The sequence below is a fragment of the Paractinoplanes hotanensis genome (assembly GCF_023717965.1).
GTDB lineage: Bacteria > Actinomycetota > Actinomycetes > Mycobacteriales > Micromonosporaceae > Actinoplanes > Actinoplanes polyasparticus.
Window position 1 is genome coordinate 1 of sequence record NZ_JAMQOL010000003.1, and the last position, 15,642, is coordinate 15,642.

At 70.5% G+C, this 15,642-nt stretch carries 14 protein-coding genes and 2 pseudogenes; 5 read left to right on the top strand and 11 right to left on the bottom strand.

All coding sequences use genetic code 11. The features are described 5' to 3' along the window. Positions 1-27 precede the first annotated feature (27 nt). The 3 genes from LXN57_RS01875 to LXN57_RS01885 form a co-directional block, all read right to left on the bottom strand. Positions 28-510, bottom strand: coding sequence for a flavin reductase family protein (locus LXN57_RS01875; protein ID WP_251796216.1), 483 nt, complete (start codon positions 508-510; stop codon positions 28-30). Between the two features lie 28 nt (positions 511-538). Further along, the gene (locus LXN57_RS01880; protein ID WP_251796217.1) at positions 539-1,453 is read right to left on the bottom strand and encodes an AEC family transporter; all 915 of its coding nucleotides are present in this window, start codon (positions 1,451-1,453) and stop codon (positions 539-541) included. Between the two features lie 357 nt (positions 1,454-1,810). Next, on the bottom strand, positions 1,811-2,290 hold the full coding sequence (locus LXN57_RS01885; protein WP_251796218.1) for a glutathione peroxidase: 480 nt from the start codon (positions 2,288-2,290) through the stop codon (positions 1,811-1,813). Between the two features lie 127 nt (positions 2,291-2,417). Here LXN57_RS01885 and LXN57_RS01890 point away from each other — a divergent pair, with 127 nt between their 5' ends. Further along, a complete protein-coding gene (locus LXN57_RS01890) occupies positions 2,418-3,590 on the top strand; it encodes a spore photoproduct lyase family protein (RefSeq protein ID WP_251796219.1) in 1,173 nt (390 codons plus the stop codon). Between the two features lie 416 nt (positions 3,591-4,006). Here LXN57_RS01890 and LXN57_RS01895 read toward each other — a convergent pair whose 3' ends face one another. Further along, on the bottom strand, positions 4,007-4,186 hold the full coding sequence (locus tag LXN57_RS01895; protein WP_251796220.1) for a hypothetical protein: 180 nt from the start codon (positions 4,184-4,186) through the stop codon (positions 4,007-4,009). Positions 4,187-4,415: 229 nt separating this feature from the next. Here LXN57_RS01895 and LXN57_RS01900 point away from each other — a divergent pair, with 229 nt between their 5' ends. The 4 genes and pseudogenes from LXN57_RS01900 (at position 4,416) to LXN57_RS01910 (ending at position 7,438) form a co-directional block, all read left to right on the top strand. Then, on the top strand, positions 4,416-5,972 hold the full coding sequence (locus LXN57_RS01900) for a pectate lyase family protein (RefSeq protein ID WP_251796221.1): 1,557 nt from the start codon (positions 4,416-4,418) through the stop codon (positions 5,970-5,972). A 388-nt stretch (positions 5,973-6,360) separates the two neighbouring features. Further along, positions 6,361-6,405: pseudogene (locus LXN57_RS48550) on the top strand (hypothetical protein); the annotation flags it as partial. A 3-nt stretch (positions 6,406-6,408) separates the two neighbouring features. After that, positions 6,409-6,855 carry a hypothetical protein gene (locus LXN57_RS48555; protein ID WP_438872822.1) on the top strand — a complete coding sequence of 149 codons (447 nt, stop codon included), beginning with the start codon at positions 6,409-6,411 and terminating at the stop codon, positions 6,853-6,855. 31 nt (positions 6,856-6,886) lie between these two features. Continuing rightward, a complete protein-coding gene (locus tag LXN57_RS01910; RefSeq protein WP_251796222.1) occupies positions 6,887-7,438 on the top strand; it encodes a hemerythrin domain-containing protein in 552 nt (183 codons plus the stop codon). A 3-nt stretch (positions 7,439-7,441) separates the two neighbouring features. Here the strand turns inward: LXN57_RS01910 and LXN57_RS01915 are convergent, their stop codons facing one another. The 7 genes and pseudogenes from LXN57_RS01915 to LXN57_RS01945 form a co-directional block, all read right to left on the bottom strand. Continuing rightward, complete coding sequence (locus LXN57_RS01915) at positions 7,442-8,641, bottom strand: DUF1501 domain-containing protein (RefSeq protein ID WP_251796223.1); 1,200 nt, start codon at positions 8,639-8,641, stop codon at positions 7,442-7,444. A gap of 12 nt (positions 8,642-8,653) precedes the next feature. Continuing rightward, positions 8,654-9,145: a DUF1800 family protein gene (locus LXN57_RS01920; protein ID WP_251796224.1), complete on the bottom strand. Its 492-nt coding sequence runs from the start codon at positions 9,143-9,145 to the stop codon at positions 8,654-8,656. 70 nt (positions 9,146-9,215) lie between these two features. Next, positions 9,216-9,866: pseudogene (locus LXN57_RS01925) on the bottom strand (DUF1800 family protein); the annotation flags it as partial. Positions 9,867-10,136: 270 nt separating this feature from the next. Further along, complete coding sequence (locus LXN57_RS01930; protein WP_251796225.1) at positions 10,137-11,036, bottom strand: dioxygenase family protein; 900 nt, start codon at positions 11,034-11,036, stop codon at positions 10,137-10,139. A gap of 218 nt (positions 11,037-11,254) precedes the next feature. Further along, positions 11,255-12,271, bottom strand: coding sequence for an arabinan endo-1,5-alpha-L-arabinosidase (locus LXN57_RS01935; RefSeq protein WP_251796226.1), 1,017 nt, complete (start codon positions 12,269-12,271; stop codon positions 11,255-11,257). 103 nt (positions 12,272-12,374) lie between these two features. Continuing rightward, the gene (locus LXN57_RS01940) at positions 12,375-13,853 is read right to left on the bottom strand and encodes a family 43 glycosylhydrolase (protein ID WP_251796227.1); all 1,479 of its coding nucleotides are present in this window, start codon (positions 13,851-13,853) and stop codon (positions 12,375-12,377) included. A 61-nt stretch (positions 13,854-13,914) separates the two neighbouring features. Continuing rightward, positions 13,915-15,603, bottom strand: a complete 1,689-nt coding sequence (locus tag LXN57_RS01945) for an aminotransferase class V-fold PLP-dependent enzyme (RefSeq protein ID WP_251796228.1) — start codon at positions 15,601-15,603, stop codon at positions 13,915-13,917. Positions 15,604-15,642 lie beyond the last annotated feature (39 nt).

Genomic DNA, 15,642 nt, shown 5'->3' on the forward strand with positions numbered 1-15,642 from the left:
CGCGGCAGCACGTCCGGCGGGACCGCGTCAGTGTGGCGTCTCGATGTAGGCGCGGTTGTGGTAGACCAGGTGGCCGGTGGAGGGGCCCAGCAGGACGTCGTCGACCTGGGCGATGACCAGGGTGGACGTGCCGACCGGCACCCGGTCGAGCGGGACGCCGCGCAACGAGGCGAGGGCGGTGGTCAGGACCGGTTCGCCGGTGGGCAGGTAGTCCCAGGCCTGGTCGGGGGTGAAGCGCGGGCCGCCGCCGGCCGAGAACGCCTCGGCCAGCGCGACCGAGCCCGGGCCGAGCAGGTTGACCACGAAGCTGGGCGCTTCGAGGATCGCGTGGGCCGACGACGACGCCATCACCGAGAACGACAACGCCGGCGGGTCGGCCGACACCGAGGCGACGCTGGAGGCGGTCAAGCCGACCGGGCCGGCCGCGGTGATGATGGCGACGCCGGTGGGGTAACGGCGGAACGCCGCCTTGAACTGCTCGGCTACGCCGATACGGACGCTGGGGGGCACTCCACGACCCTAAAACGTGAAGCTGACTTCAAGTCAAGGCGTGCAGGAGAGTGATCATCAGCAGGGCGGGCACGCAGGCGAGCGTCGACAGGAAGATCGCGTCACGGGCCAGGATCAACGCCGTACCGAAGCTCTGGGCGTACAGGAAGATGTTCTGGGCCGTCGGCAGGGCCGCCATGATCGTCACCGCGTACGTCTGGGCCGGCGTCAGCCGCAGGGTCAGGGCCAGCAGAAACGCCAACGCCGGCATGATCGCGACCTTGATGACGACCGCGGCGATGATCGGCCGGCGGTCGGGCCCGGGCTCCAGCACGCGACGGCCCGAGAACGACATCCCGAAGACCAGCAGAACCACCGGCACGGCGGCCTGACCGAGGGCCGCGATGGGATCGGCGAGCACAGCGGGCAGTTTGACTCCGGTCACGGCGACCAGCACGCCCAGCGCGACCGCTACGGTGAGTGGGACGCGAAAGGGTGCGGTCAGTGACGTACGCCAGGACGCGTGACCGGTCGTGACGAACTGCAGCACCGTCAGCGCGACCGGCGTGATGATCAGCAGCTGCAGCAGGACGATGGGCACGACCAGCGCGGTGTCGCGCAGCACGTAGGTCGCGACGGGCACCCCGATGTACGTCGCATTGGTGTAGCCCGCGGACAGCGCACCCACGATGCGCGTGCCGGGTTCCCGGCCCCGCGTCGTCAGCGCGTGCAACCCGAAGCAGAGCAGCGCCGCCGCCGTCGACACGATGAGCGGCTGAGTGAACAGCGCGGCCGGATCCGACGCCGCCGCCCCACTGAAGATCAGACAGGGCGTCAGGATCAGGAACGCCAGCCGCCCGCCCACCGCCTGCGTCTCGGCGGGCAGCCGTCCCCAGCGCCCCGCCACCCATCCCACCAGCACGATCACGCCGATGACGGCGAAGCCCGACAGCGCCGAGATCATGCATCCGGACGTTACGGCACGTCATCCGTCGGCGCCCGGCACGCGCTGTCGGCGGCAATCGGGCCGCTGGCAGCAAACGCGGCCTCCGGCTGTAAACGCGCGACGGCTGAACTCGCTGCGGCCACCGAGATGAAAACGCCGACCTGCATTACGCCGGCGGCCGCGACTACGAGAGCGACCGTAACCGTAACCGCGGCTGCGACCGCAACCGCGGCTGCGGCTGCGACCGCGACTGCGGCTGCGGCTGCGGCTGCGACCGCGACCGCGACCGACTGCGACTGCGACTGCGACCGACTGCGACCGCGACCGACTGCGACCGCGACTGCACTGCGACTGCGACTGCGACGGGAGCGTCGCTTACGGCTGCGGTGCGGCGAGCTGCTGTTCGATCGCCGTCACCAACTCGTCGTCGCTCGGCGTGACGGTCGGGGCGAAGCGGCCCGCCACCTCACCCGTACGGGAAATCAGGAACTTCTCGAAGTTCCACCGGACGTCCTGGTCACCGGCGAGGGCGTCGTAGAGCCGGTGGCGCTCGGGGCCGAGGACGGAGATCTTCGAGAACATCGGGAACTCGACGCCGTACGTGCTGCGGCAGAAATCGGCGATCTCGCCGTCGGTGCCCGGCTCCTGGCCGGCAAAGTCGTTCGCGGGGAAGCCGAGCACGGCGAAACCCCGGTCGCGGTACTGCTCGTGCAGCTTTTCGAGCCCGTCGTACTGCGGGGTGAGGCCGCACTTCGACGCGACGTTCACCACCAGCAGCACCTGCCCGCTGTAGTCACCGAGCGTGCTCGACCCGCCGGTGATCGTCGTCAGCGGAATCTCCTGGATAGCCGTCATCGCTGTGCTACTCCCCTGTTCTGGCCGGCGGCCACCGGGCGGACGCCGTGATCATGGGCTCGGCCGGCGGCATACGCGATCCGCACGTGTCACGGTACATCCGCGCTGGCCGGGGTACCTGCCGAGGGTGACCGATCTGGATGCGCCCCTGGCCCTCGACGACCCGGCCGCGCCGCACAGCGCCAGCGGCGAGAGCGTGCCCACCCACGACCTGAGCGACGTGGCGCCGCCCGCGCGTCCGGCCCGGCGCTGGTTTCCCCAGCGAGTCGTGGCCACCCCGCCCGCATACGACCATCCGCACGGCCGCCACATCATGGACCGGATCGAGGCGTACGGCATCGAGGTCGAACGGCTCACGTCGGCCCGGCTGACCGGGGTCCGCGGCGAGAACGACCGCCAGACGTACGCGAGGGCGAAGTCGACGCTGGCGATCGTGGTCAGCCCGCCGTCGCGCCGAAAGCTGCAACCGATTGCACCCAGTGCCGACTGGCGCTTCGACCTGGCCGAGGGCTGCCCCGCGCACTGCCAGTACTGCTACCTGGCCGGGTCGCTCTCCGGCCCGCCGGTCACCCGCGTCTACGCCGACCTCGACGACATTCTCGACGGCCTTTCCGAGTACGCCGGCCACGGCACCGTCACCTCCCGGCGCGCATCCCGGCGGGACGAAGGCACCACGTTCGAGGCGTCCTGTTACACGGATCCGCTCGCGCTGGACCACCTGACCGGTAGCTGGCAGCGGGCAGTGCAGCACTTCGGGGCCTGGAACGCTCCGGTACAGCTGCGCTGGACCACCAAGTTCGACGAGGTGGACAACTTTGTCGGACTGTCACACAATCGGCGCACCCGGGTGCGGTTCAGCGTCAACTGTCTGCCGGTGACCACGCGGATGGAAGGTGGCACCAGCCCGCTGGCCGACCGTTTGGCGGCGTTGCGGAAGCTGGCGCTCGACGGCTATCCGGTCGGTCTGACGATCGCGCCGATCATGACGGTCGACGACTGGCGCGAACGCTACGGCGAGCTGCTCGACGCCGTGGCGGCCGCGATCGACGGCGTACCCGATCTGGACCTGACCGCCGAACTGATCACGCACCGCTTCACCCCGGGCAGCAAGGAAGTGCTGCTCGGCTGGTATCCCCGCACACGCCTGGAGATGGACGAGGACGCCCGCACCCGCAAACACGGAAAGTTCGGCGCGGTCAAATACGTCTACCCGGCCGACATCATGACCGAGCTGCGCGGCTGGTTCGAGTCGGAGATCGCCTCCCGGCTGCCGGCTTGCCGAATCCTGTACTGGACGTGAGCGAACGCGCAATTCAAGGCCCGCCCCACCGGTGCCGGACCGGACGCAACGCGCAAGCCGGCGCCAACGGCATGAGTGCCTCGCTCATCACGGCCGCGCCGCGCAACTCGGCCCGGACCGAGCAACCGGCGGCATACCACCGGTCACCAAACCGCAGGGTCCGAACACCGAACCGCGCAACCAGCGGCCTGCCACCGGTCACCAAACCGCCGAGTTCGAACACCGAACCGCGCAACCAGCGGCCTGCCACCGGTCACCAAACCGCCGAGTTCGAACAACGGCGGGGGCAACTTGACCGCCCGCCCCGGACAGACCGCGCCGCAGCAACCGCTGCGGCGCAGCCCGTTCGTCACTGCTCAGATCGCCGGACCGACGACCGTCCTCCGAGAGTGCCCGTCCGGCCCGCGGGACCGAACCTAATCGCGGCGAGGGGTGTCGGGGCCGCTCGGGCCGGGGACATCGCCCGGCATTCCGGAGTCGTCCGGGTGGTGTTCGGGGAGCCGGCCCGGTTGGGGCTTGGCGCCGCGCTCGGGCAGGTCGGTCAGGTCGACCGGGCGTTCGAATTCTGGCTGCTCGTTCGGTTGGCGGGAACTCATGTCAGCCTCCTTCGTCAACCGGCCCTAGTACCCCGGTTGGCACGCACCCATGCGATGCAAACACTGCAAACGCTTGCTTCTTCCATTTACGACTTTCTATCCTCGCAGAGGTAAGCGCTTTCCTGCATACGAATCGCCGCGTGGGTGGCTGGTTCACGGCCCGGACGGCCGGGGACCCGGGACAACGGTTCGTACTGGCAGAGCCCGGTATGCGACAAGGAGCGAACCCATGAGACGAACAGCCAAACGCGCCCTGGCAGCGCTGGCGACAGGAGCCGCGGGTGCGGCCGTCGTCATCGCGCTGCCCCTCCCCCAGGCCAGCGCGGCGGCGGTCGGCACGGCCGACGGCTTTGCCTCGGCCAACGGCGGGACGACCGGGGGCAACGGCGGAGCCACCGTACGAGCGACGACCGGCACCCAGATCCACCAGGCACTCTGCGGACGGGCCAGCAGCAGCACGCCGATCACGATCGAGGTCTCTGGCACGATCAACCACGGCAACACGACCAAGGTGTCGGGCAGCAGCTGCAACACGGCGGCCGACAAGATCGAGCTCAAGGAGATCAGCAACGTCACCATCATCGGGGTGGGCGGCGGCGCGGTCTTCGACCAGCTGGGCATTCACCTCCGCGACTCGAGCAACATCATCATCCAGAACGTGACGGTGCGGAACGTCAAGAAGTCGGGCTCCCCCACGTCCAACGGCGGCGACGCCATCGGCATGGAGAGCACCGTGCGCAACGTCTGGGTCGACCACGTGACGCTCGAGGCCAGCGGCGGCGAGTCGGAGGGCTTCGACGGCCTGTTCGACATGAAGGACGACACCGAGTACGTCACCCTGTCGTACAGCATCCTGCGGAACTCGGGCCGGGGCGGGCTCATCGGCTCCAGCGAGAGCGACACCGGCAACAGCTTCATCACCTTCCACCACAACCGCTACGAGAACATCGATTCCCGTACGCCGTTGCTGCGCGGCGGCGTCGCCCACATCTACAACAACCACTACCTTCAACTGCACGAGTCGGGCATCAACTCGCGGGCCGGCGCGCGGGCCAAGGTCGAGAACAACTACTTCGAGGACTCCAAGGACGTGCTCGGCACGTTCTACACCGACCAGGCCGGCTACTGGCAGGTCGCGGGAAACGTGCTCGACAACGTGACCTGGTCGAGCCCCGGCACCGACAACAACCCGGCCGGTCCGAACCTGACCTCGACCACCAGCGTGAGCGTCCCCTACTCGTACCGCCTCGACGGCGGCTCCTGCGTGCCGGATGTGGTGCGGCAGACGGCCGGGGCCAACACCGGCATCCGGACCTCGACCGGCAGCTGCTCGCCGACCGGACCGTCGCCGACCACGCCGAACCCCACGACCCCGAACCCCACCACCCCGAACCCGACGACCCCGCCGCCGACCCAGCCCGGCGGCACCAACCTGAGCCTGGCCGGCGGCGCGGACGGCTCGAGCAAGGCGAGCGGCACGAGCTACGGCAACGTCAAGGACGGCAGCCTGAGCACGTACTGGTCGCCGGCCGGCGCCACCGGCTCCATCTCCGTCAAGTGGAGCGCGGCCACGACAGTCGGGCGTGTCAACATCCGTGAGGCCTCCGGCGGCGGCTCGATCAGCGCCTACCGGATCGTCAACGCCGACACCGGCGCGGTGCTGAAGACCGGCAGCGGCTCGGGCGCCATCAGCTTCACCGCGACCGCGCTCAAAAAGGTCACCTTCGAGATCACCGGCGCGAGCTCGGCGCCCCGCATCGCCGAGTTCGAGACGTACGCGTCCTAGACGGTCGTGGCGGTCGCCGCCTTTGCCGCCGTGTGTTCGGCGGCGAGGGCGGCGACCTGGCAGCAGAACGCGCCCGGCTCCTCGAAGAACGGGAAGGCGGTCCAGCCTTCGGCGCCGACTTCCAGGCCCCTACCTCGAGGACTGGTTGCGCTGGGCCGGCCGCCTCGACGAGGCCCGGTCCGAGCGCGCACGCGCTGACGCCCCCGTCATCGCGTGCGGCCCCGGAACGGCTGCGCACCGCCCGCCAGATGTTCGAGGGAATGGGCATGGCCGGGTACGCCGACCGGGCCCGCCGCGAGCTGATGGCGACCGGCGAGCGGGCGGTCCGCCGCCGCCGGAACGTCGCCCCGGCCGCGAGTCCCTGATCGCCTGGCCGGCCGCCGAGGGTCTGAGCAACCCCCGAGATCGGAGCCAGCTGTTCCTCAGCGCCCGCACCGTGGAATGGCGCCTGGGCAGGGTTTTCGGCAAGCTCGGCGCGACCTCCCGCACCGAGCCCGCCGAGAAGCTACCGGCACGCTCCCGACAGGGCCCGCCGCAGAGCATCGAGCCGCATGCCCCAGATCCGCTGGGACAACGCGGCATCGGCCGCGAAGGTCTCGGCGGCGTGCTAGCTGCCGGGGTGAACGTGCAGCTCCGTGGGCACCCCGGCAGCCATCAAACGCTGTGCGAACGCGATGTCCTCGTCGCGGAACAGGTCGACCGTGCCGACGTCGATGAACGCCGGTGGCAGGCCGGTCAGGTCGGCGGCGACGAAACATCAGACCTCTCGGCGGCCGAGGACGATCAGGCCGGTTTCGCCCGGTTCCACCGCAACGGGAGCGAACTGCGTCACGCCGGTGCTCAACGTTCAGCCCTGACGTATGGCGGTCGACATCCTGGGTAACCGGGGGCGGCTTGCCTACCGAGGAGAGAACATGACCAGCGACGTCGTCGACATTCTGACCAGCGACCACCGGGACGTCACCGCCCTGATCGGCGAGATCTGGACGATCCGCGACCCGCTGATGCGGCGGGACCTGACCGACACGGCGATCAGCGAGCTCGTGCGGCACGCCGTCGCCGAGGAGATGTACGTCTACCCGGCGATGAAGAAGTACCTGCCGGACGGCGAGAAGGCCGTGGAACACGACGTCGAGGAGCACAAGGAGCTCGAGGAGGCCATGAAGAGTCTCGAGGACCTGGACGTGAACAGCACCGAGTTCGACGAGTCGCTGCGCAAGCTCGAGACGATTCTGGCCGACCACGTGCAGGACGAGGAGTCCGAGCAGTTCCCCCAGTTGCGGCGCCTGATCCCGGCCGACGAGCTGGTCGAGCTGGCCGGGAAGGTCGAGACCGCGAAGAAGCTGGCCCCGACCCGCCCGCACCCGGGCGCTCCCAACAACGAGCTGTTCCACAAGCTCGCCGGCCCGGGGGTGGGCCTGGTCGACCGCTTGCGCGACAAGCTCACCGGCCGGGCCACGAGATAGCCGTCAGCCGGCCAGGTCCAAGCGGCCCTTCCAGCCGTCGAGGACCTGGCCGGGATCGGCGCCGAGGACGTCGGACAGCAGCATCGCGTAGACGTCCCGGAAGTCTGTCGTGAACTTCAGGTCGCCGTCGTCGAGGTCGGTCAGGCTCGAGGGCTCCCCGTGCAGGCCGCCGTCGATGCCGTCGCCGAGCAGGAACATCGGCGACGCCGTGCCGTGGTCGGTGCCGTCGGAGGCGTTGGCCTTGACCCGGCGGCCGAACTCGGAGTAGACGGCGACGACCACGCCCTTACCGGTCATGCGGGTGGCGAACGCGGCCAGCGCCTTGTCGAGTTTGGCCAGCAACGCCTTCTGGGCGTCCTTGCCGTCGGCGTGCAGGTCGAAGCCGCCCAGCGACACCGAGTAGACGCGGGTGGCCACGTTCGCCTCGATGCAGCGCGCCACGAGGGCCAGTTGCTGGTCGAGCGGCGGCGCGGCCCCGCCGGTCGCGGTGGCCGGGGTCTCGGCGTCGTCCTCGTCGTCGAGGGGCGCCGAGGCGATCAGGTCACGGACGCGGCCGAGGTCGGCGAAGCAGGCGGCCGCCCGGGCCAGGGCGGGCGACTCCCCCGCAGCCGGCGCGCCGATCCTCGCCAGCAGGCCCGGGGTCACGCCGGCGGGAAGCTTGAGGTCGCCGCCCGGCACGGTCGCCCCGGCGCTGGTCGCGCCGGCCAACAGGGGCGGCAGCACGGGTTCGAACGAGATCGCCAGCCGCGGGTCACCGCCCGCCGAGTCGAGCCAGCGGCCCAGCCAGCCCGTGGTGCCGGGGCGGTCGGGCTGGGCGGTCTGCCAGATGTCCATCGACTGGAAGTGGCTGCGGTTCGGCTTCGGATAGCCGACCCCGCGCACGATCGCCAGCCGTCCCTCCCCGAAAAGCTTGTGCAGCCCCGGCAGCCCGGGGTTGAGAGCTTCGCCCTCTCCCAGGTCGAGCAGTTCCTCCGGCTGATAGGCGAAGTCGGGCCGGGCGGTGGCATAGGCCGGGTCCGCGTACGGGATGACGGTGTTCAGTCCGTCGTTGCCCCCGTACAGCGTGACCAGCACGAGCGTCTTCGCCGCGGGGTCACGGTCGCCCGCGGTGGCAAGGATTTCGCGTACGCCCAGCGTGGTCGCCGCCGCAGCCGCGGTCACACCGCTGGCAACCAGGAACCGCCGCCTGGTGATGATGTCCATGTTCGTTCCTCCTCAGTGCACGGCGTATTCGGGGCTGGCCAGGCCGAGTGCGAGCAGCCGCCGCGGGTCCTTGGTGGCGGTCAGCGCGGCGTGGGTGCGGTCGCTCCAGCCGTCCACGGCGAGGAGGGCCGCCAGGGCCTCCGTCCGGTCGGAGCCGGTGAGGCCGTCGACGTCGGCCCGCGCGGCCAGCTTCTGGCCGGCGCGCAGGCGGGTCAGCGTGGACGAGGTGGTGAGCCAGGCCGCGCCCTCGGGCCATCCGCCGACCGACGGCGGCCGCAGCGGCATCTGCCCCAGCGCCCGCAGGATCGGCTCCACGCCGTCGGGTTCCAGGCCCAGCTGGCGTACGGCGCCGATGAGCCACTCGACGGGCTGCTTCACCAGAGTGCCGGCGGTGGCGGCGAACTCGGGCGTCGTGCAGATCGCCTTGAGAAGGGCCGTCGTGTCGCGCCCGGTGACGGCCGGGGCCGGGCCCGGGCCGCCGTAGCGCGCCCACAGCCGGCTCACGACGAACGGCAGGTGTTGCCTTCTGTCGGACGATCAGATCGGCATACGAATCCAGATCGTCGACGGTGCCGCCGAGCAATTCGACAGCCTGGCTGTCGTGCCGCCGCGCCACCAGGCGGGCCCGGCCCGTGGCCCGGTCGACCTGCCAGCCGGTCAGCGCCCGCGCGCCGGCCTTCACGTCGTCCTCGCTGTACGCGCCGACGCCGAGCGTGAAGAGCTCCATGACCTCGCGGGACAGGTTCTCGTTGGGCGCCTTGCGGGTGTTCTTCTGACCGTCCAGCCACAGGATGAGGGCGGGGTCGCGCAGCATCGCGCGCACGAGCGGCCCGGTGGGCCCGGTCCCGTAGCGGCGGAAGGTCTGTTGCTGCCCGAGCATGAGGTGGGCCGAGCGCACCTTCTGCGCGCTGGTCGCCCAGTGCCCGTGCCAGAAGAACGTCAGCTTCTCGGCCGCGGTCCGGTCGGCGACCATCCGCCCCAGCCACCAGCGAACCAGGGCCGTGAGCTGCTCACGCTGCTGCTTGCGAGCGGCCTGGCGTTCCGCACGACTGTCACCGGGTGCCGGCTGGGCACCGAGGTCGGGCGGCTGCGGCAGGGCCGCCGGGGTCAGCAGCCGTTCGAGCGTGGCGTCGTAGCCGGCTCGAACGGCCGCGTCGACCTCGGCCGCGGTCGGCCCGAAGGTGAGCCGCCGCAGCAGATGCATCACCAAGCGTCGATCGGTCATGCCGCGACGCTAGGCGGCCCGTGTAAGCGTTCGGTAAGGGCCGGATACGCGGTTTGTACAGGCCGCAGCCCTCAACCGAGCGAACGAAAGCGCGCTCGAAACAGCCGCAACGAACGTCCGCGATCGAAACGGCCAGGACGAACACGCTCGAAACAGCCGGAACGAACGTCCGCGATCGAAACGACCAGCACGAACACGCTCGAAACAGCCGGAACGAACGTCCGCGATCGAGATGGCCGGAACCAGTTCGGGGCGGCTGGGTCTAGGACCTCAGGCGGCCTGGAAGGAGCGGCGGGACAGGCCCAGGGAGTAGCCCTCGAGCTTGGTGACCACGGGGGCGGTCGGGTCGGCGGCGGCGCCCAGGGCGACGAACAGCGGCGTGAAGTGCTCGACCGTCGGGTGCGAGTAGGGCATGCCGGGGGCCGCGCTGCGGAAGCGGGCCAGTTCGGCCACATCGCCGCGGTCGAGGGCCTCGGCGGCCCAGGCGTCGAAGTCGGCCGACCAGCCGGGCACCTTGTTGTCCACGAACTGCTCGCGGGTCAGGAACGGCAGGCCGTGGGTCATGTGGCCCGAGCCGACCACCAGCACGCCCTGCTCGCGCAGCGGGCGCAGCCGCGCCCCGAGGGCCAGCAGCTGGTCCGGGTCGTCGGTGGGCAGGCTGAGCTGGAGCACCGGCACGTCGGCGAGCGGATACATGATCTTCAGCGGGACCCAGGCGCCGTGGTCGAGGCCGCGGCGGTTGTGCTGGTGCGCGCGCTCGCCGTCCGGCATCATCGCGGCGACCTGCTGGGCCAGCGGGGCGGCGTCGGGGGTGTCGTAGCGGAACGCGTAGTAGAGCGGGTCGAAGCCACCGAAGTCGTAGACCAGCTCGGCGGGCCGGGTGGCGCTCAGCGACAGCGGCGCCGATTCCCAGTGGGCGCTGACGACGAGGATCGCCTGGGGCTTGGGCAGGGCGCGGGCCCAGCGGCGCAGCGGGTTGAGCCACTCGGGGTTCTCGAACGGCATCGGGCCGCCGCCGTGACTGACGTAGAGGCTGGGCAGCGGCCCGTCCTCGGGGGTCCAGGCGCGGTGCGGGTCAGCGGCCTCGGACTCGGTCGCCCTCCGCACGTGCTGGGCGAACGGGTGGGCGGCCGGGATACGGGCATCGGCCGAAGCGGTGGTGCTGGACATGCGTACTCCCGGCGTTTAGTTGAAGCTACAAGCTCCATCAAAGATACGCCAGAAACTTGATTCGTCAAATAACTGTTGCCGACAGCACGCTTGGCTCAGCAGACGAAGGGCCACCGGCGCAGAGTCAGTCTCTGCGGCGGCGGCCCACCGTCGCGGTTCAGCAGAGGAAGGGCCACCCCGCAGTGTCAGACCCTGCGACGGCGGCCCGCCGTCAGGGCTCAGTAGACGAAGGGCCACCCCGCGGAGTCGTAGCCGATCAGGTTGACGCCGAGGTACGACGTGCCGCTGTCGGCGTAGTAGTGATAGAAGAGCACGTCAGCGTCCGCATCGGTGATGACCGTCTGGTGGCCGGGGCCGTGGATGCTGCCGTGCCCGGCCAGCACCTGGGTGCCGCCACCCGCGGTCAGGGCGACGCCGTTGCGGTCGGTGAACGGGCCGTTCGGGCTGGTCGAGCGGCCCACCATGACCCGGTAGGTGCTGGACGCCCCGCGGCAGCAGAAGTCGAACGACACCCACAGGTAGTAGTGGGAGCCGTGCCGCACCAGCGTCGGCGCTTCGATCGCGCCGCCGCCGCGACCGGCCAGGCTGCGGATCGTCGTGCCGGAGCGCTTGCCGGTGGCGGCGTCGAGCGGGATCTGCTTGATGCCCGACCAGGACGAGCCGAAGTTCAGCCACCACCGGCCGGCCGTGTCGACGGTCAGGTTGGGGTCGATGGCGTTGTAGTTGTCGGCGCTGAACGACTCGATGACCAGGCCCTGGTGCGTCCAGCTGCCGGAGGCGCCGGTGGTGCTGGTGGCCAGGAAGATCGCCGAACGGTTGGAGCCGAACGTCGAGGCCGAGTAGTAGAGGTAGTAACGGCCGTTGCGGTACGAGATGTCGGGCGCCCACAGGTTGCGGCTGCCGCCGGTGTAGGCGGTCGTCCAGGCGGCGCCGTTCGGGAAGACGGCGCCGGCCGCGCGGAACGCCGTGCGGTCGGCCGAGGTCGACAGCGGCAGGTTGTCGCCGGTCTGGGCCACGATGTAGCCGCCGCTGGGTGTTTTCACGACGGACGGGTCGTGCGTGCGGGTGGCGCCAGTGACCACGCCCGGGTTGGGGTACTGCCCCGGCGGCGTGGTCGGGGTCGCCGCGGCGACGACCGGGCCGGCGTTGACCGCGGCGTGGGCGTTGAGCGTCGCGGCCGCGGCCGTGACGGTGGCGACCGTGAGGACTCCGGCCACCGCGAGGGTACGAAACATGATTGTCCTTCGATCGGGGGCCGCGCCCGCACCGCGGCGGAACGGGCAGGCGCGACCGGTCGGATGGATCGGCGGGGCGCGACCAGGCGGCGCGCCGGGCAGGTCAGGCGGTGATGGACCACTGCTGGCAGGCGTTCCCGAGGGCGCCCCACTGACGCACGACGACCCCGTCGGCCGTCCCGCAGCTCTCCGCGTCGAGCACGAGGCCGTTGCCGCGGTTGGCGATCAGATAGCGGCCGTCGACCGGGGTGACGCTCCACTCCTGGCAGACGTTGCCGAGCGAGCTCCACAGGTTGAGCGCCGTCCCGTTGGCCGCTCCGCAGTTCACCGAGTCGAGCACCTTGCCGCTGTTCACGTTCGTGATCCGGTAGTAGTTGCTGGTCGTCCTCGTGAACGTCCACTGCTGGCACGCGTTGCCCAGCGAGCTCCACTGTCTGATCGTCGTACCGTCGGCTGTCCCACAATTCGTGGCGTCGAGCACCTTGCCGCTGTTCTGGTTGACCAACCGGTACGGGGCGCCTGGGACCGGGAACGGGACTGTGCCGCCCGGGTCACCCGACGGCCCGGTCAGCGCAGTGGAGAGCCGGTCCGGCGTACCGAGATTCGGGCTGCCGTCGGAGTTCCAGCCGACCTTCTTGATCCGGGTGGTGCGGGTGCCGCCGCAGCCCTGGGCCGTACTCTCGTTGGCGTGGTAGACCAGCCAGGTCTCGGCGCCGTCGGGAGAGCTGAAGAAGCCCTGGCCGCCGGGACCGTAGACGCCGTTGGCGTCGCTGCGCTGGAAGATCGGCGTGCTCTTCTTGGTCCACGACGAGGCGGCGAGCGGGTTGCTGCCGGCGAGGGTCAGCAGGCCGAGCTTGTAGTCGGGGGTGTTGCACGAGCTGGCCGAGAACGTCAGGTACGTGACGCCGTTGCGTTGCACGACGTACGGCGCTTCCTCGGTGTTGCCGCCCTGCTTCTCCCAGTCGTACGTGGGGTAGGAGATTCTCGTCCCGTACGCCGCGGCCGTCCACGGGTTGGTCAGGCGCGCGACGAACAGGCTCTGCAGGTCGCCCACCCACGACGAGTAGAAGAAGTAGTTCTGGCCGCCGATGGTGGCGACGCTGCCGTCGATGGCCCAGCCGTTGTTCGCCTGCACGTCCAGCCGGCCCTTGTAGGCGTACGGACCCATCGGATCACTGCCCGAGCTCTCGAGCACATGCGAGCGTTGCCCGTCGCAGCAGACGGGAGTGCCGGCGCTGTAGTAGAGATACCAGCGGGTGCCGTTGGGCCCGCTCAACTTATGCAGCGAGGGCGCCCACACGTTGCAGCAGTTGGTCGAGCCGCTGCCGGTGTGGACGACGGACTCGGCTGCGCCCGGCAGCGCGGCCACCGACCGGGCGCGCTTGATGACGATCTGCGAGTTCCAGGTCGTGGCGGCCAGGTAGTACCAGCCGTTGTCGTAACCCACCCAGGGGTCGGCGCCGTAGGGCGCGGCCGCCAGCGGGTTGGTGAACGAGATGGCGGCCTGACCACTGGGCGCCCGCACGACGACGACTGCCGCCATGAGGAGCAGAGCGAGGACCGCGCGGAGACAGGTCTTCATGGTGGCATGGTGAACGTTAACATCGACACATGTCAACACCTAGGGCGTCGAACTCATCGGTTCAGGGGCGGGGCGTCCCGCCGCCGTGCTCCCCCACCCAGCCGTCGAGACACTCGTCCGGCAGCAGGAAGCGGCGCAGCTTCTCGAACGCGGCCGGCAGCTTCTGGCCCGTGCCGTCGGCCGGCGCCGGGCGGCTCGCGAACACGGACCGGGCCTCGGCCAGGTGAGACGGCAGGACGTCCTCGCCGAGCTGGGACGGCGCCACCGGTCTGGTCACCGTGCCGTCGGTGTGCAGCTTGAGGTCGGTCAGCCGGGGCAGCACCCGAACGGCGCCGGCGTGCCGCCATTGGCCGGTGCGCGGGTCGAAACGGTAGTCCGGAAGCAAGCGGGCGCCGTGCTCGGCGATCAGGGACACCGCCTCGATCACGTAGTCGGCCAGCTCGTCCGACCAGAAGTACAGGAAGTTCAGGCGGGACCAGCCGGGCCTGATGCCCTCCCAGCCGTCCTGGATCTCCTGCTGGACGCTTTGCGAGAGCTCCGCGCCGATGCCCAGCAGGCGGTGGCCGTACGGGCCGGCGCACGAGCAACCGCCGCGGGCCTGGATGCCGAACAGGTCGTTGAGCAGCGTGACCACGTAGTTGTGGTGCAGGTAGCGCTCGCCCGAACGCAGCTGGAACGAGACGATCGGCAGGCGGTCGGCCTCCCGGTCGCCGAGGATCTGGATGCGGTCGTCGGCGGCCCAGCGGTCACGGGCGCGCAGCCACAGGCGGCGCTCCTGCGACGCGATCACCTCGGCGCCGACCGTCTCCTTGACCCCGAAGACCAGGCCGGCTCGGATCGACTCGACGATGGCGGGAGTGCCACCCTCTTCGCGGGCGACCGGGTCGTCCAGGTAGCGGTGGGTGTCGGGGTCGACGAACGCCACCGTTCCGCCGCCGGGGACGGTGGGCACCCGGTTGACCAGCAGGTGCCTGCCGACGACGAGAATGCCCGGGGTCTGCGGGCCACCCGGGAACTTGTGCGGGGACAGGAAGACAGCGTCCTTGCCGGCCATGGTGATCGGCAGATACGGGCCGCCGGCGGCATAGTCCCAGACCGACAGGGCGCCGTGCTCGCGCAGCAGCGCCGACACCGCCGCCACGTCGGTGAGCAGGCCGGTCACGTTCGAGGCGGCGCTGAAGCTGCCGATCCGCAGGGGCCTTTCCGCGTACGACCGCAGGGCCTCCCGCAGTTCGCCGAGGTCGGGCCGGCCGCTGCCGTCGCTGCCGATCTCGACCACGTCGGCGATCGACTCGCGCCAGGGCAGGACGTTGGAGTGGTGCTCGTACGGGCCCACGAAGACAACCGGGCGCTCGGCAGCCGGGATCCGGGCGCTCCAGCCGTACCGGTCGTCGAGGTTCTCGGGAACGCGCAGCCCGAGCGTGGCGACAAGCTTGTTGACCGCTGTCGTCGACCCGGACCCGCAGAACAGCACGACGTCGTCGGGGCCGGCGCCGACCGAGCGGTGGATGAGCTCGCGGGCCTGCTCGCGCAACGCTCCCGTCCGGGCGCCGGTCGCCGACGCCTCGGTGTGGGTGTTCGCGTAGCCGGTCAGAACCGTGTCGCGGATGAAGTCCTCGACAAAATCGAGCGCCTGCCCGGAGGCGGTCTGGTCGGCGTACGTGACCCGTCGCGGCCCGAACGGGCCGTCGATGACCGCGCCCGTGCCGATCGAACCCTCGCGCAGCCGCCGCAGGATCGGTGTGTCCATGGTCCCCTCCGCGTTTTGTCGCACGCGGCGGCGGATCTC

Bases quoted from the DNA above. Each gene is read 5' to 3' on its own strand.
- LXN57_RS01915 (WP_251796223.1), bottom strand. From the start codon at position 8,641: ATGGACATCATCACCAGGCGGCGGTTCCTGGTTGCCAGCGGTGTGACC.
- LXN57_RS01945 (WP_251796228.1), bottom strand. From the start codon at position 15,603: ATGGACACACCGATCCTGCGGCGGCTGCGCGAGGGTTCGATCGGCACG.
- LXN57_RS01930 (WP_251796225.1), bottom strand. From the start codon at position 11,036: ATGTCCAGCACCACCGCTTCGGCCGATGCCCGTATCCCGGCCGCCCAC.
- LXN57_RS01900 (WP_251796221.1), top strand. From the start codon at position 4,416: ATGAGACGAACAGCCAAACGCGCCCTGGCAGCGCTGGCGACAGGAGCC.
- LXN57_RS01910 (WP_251796222.1), top strand. From the start codon at position 6,887: ATGACCAGCGACGTCGTCGACATTCTGACCAGCGACCACCGGGACGTC.
- LXN57_RS01885 (WP_251796218.1), bottom strand. From the start codon at position 2,290: ATGACGGCTATCCAGGAGATTCCGCTGACGACGATCACCGGCGGGTCG.
- LXN57_RS01935 (WP_251796226.1), bottom strand. From the start codon at position 12,271: ATGTTTCGTACCCTCGCGGTGGCCGGAGTCCTCACGGTCGCCACCGTC.
- LXN57_RS01895 (WP_251796220.1), bottom strand. From the start codon at position 4,186: ATGAGTTCCCGCCAACCGAACGAGCAGCCAGAATTCGAACGCCCGGTC.
- LXN57_RS01940 (WP_251796227.1), bottom strand. From the start codon at position 13,853: ATGAAGACCTGTCTCCGCGCGGTCCTCGCTCTGCTCCTCATGGCGGCA.
- LXN57_RS01880 (WP_251796217.1), bottom strand. From the start codon at position 1,453: ATGATCTCGGCGCTGTCGGGCTTCGCCGTCATCGGCGTGATCGTGCTG.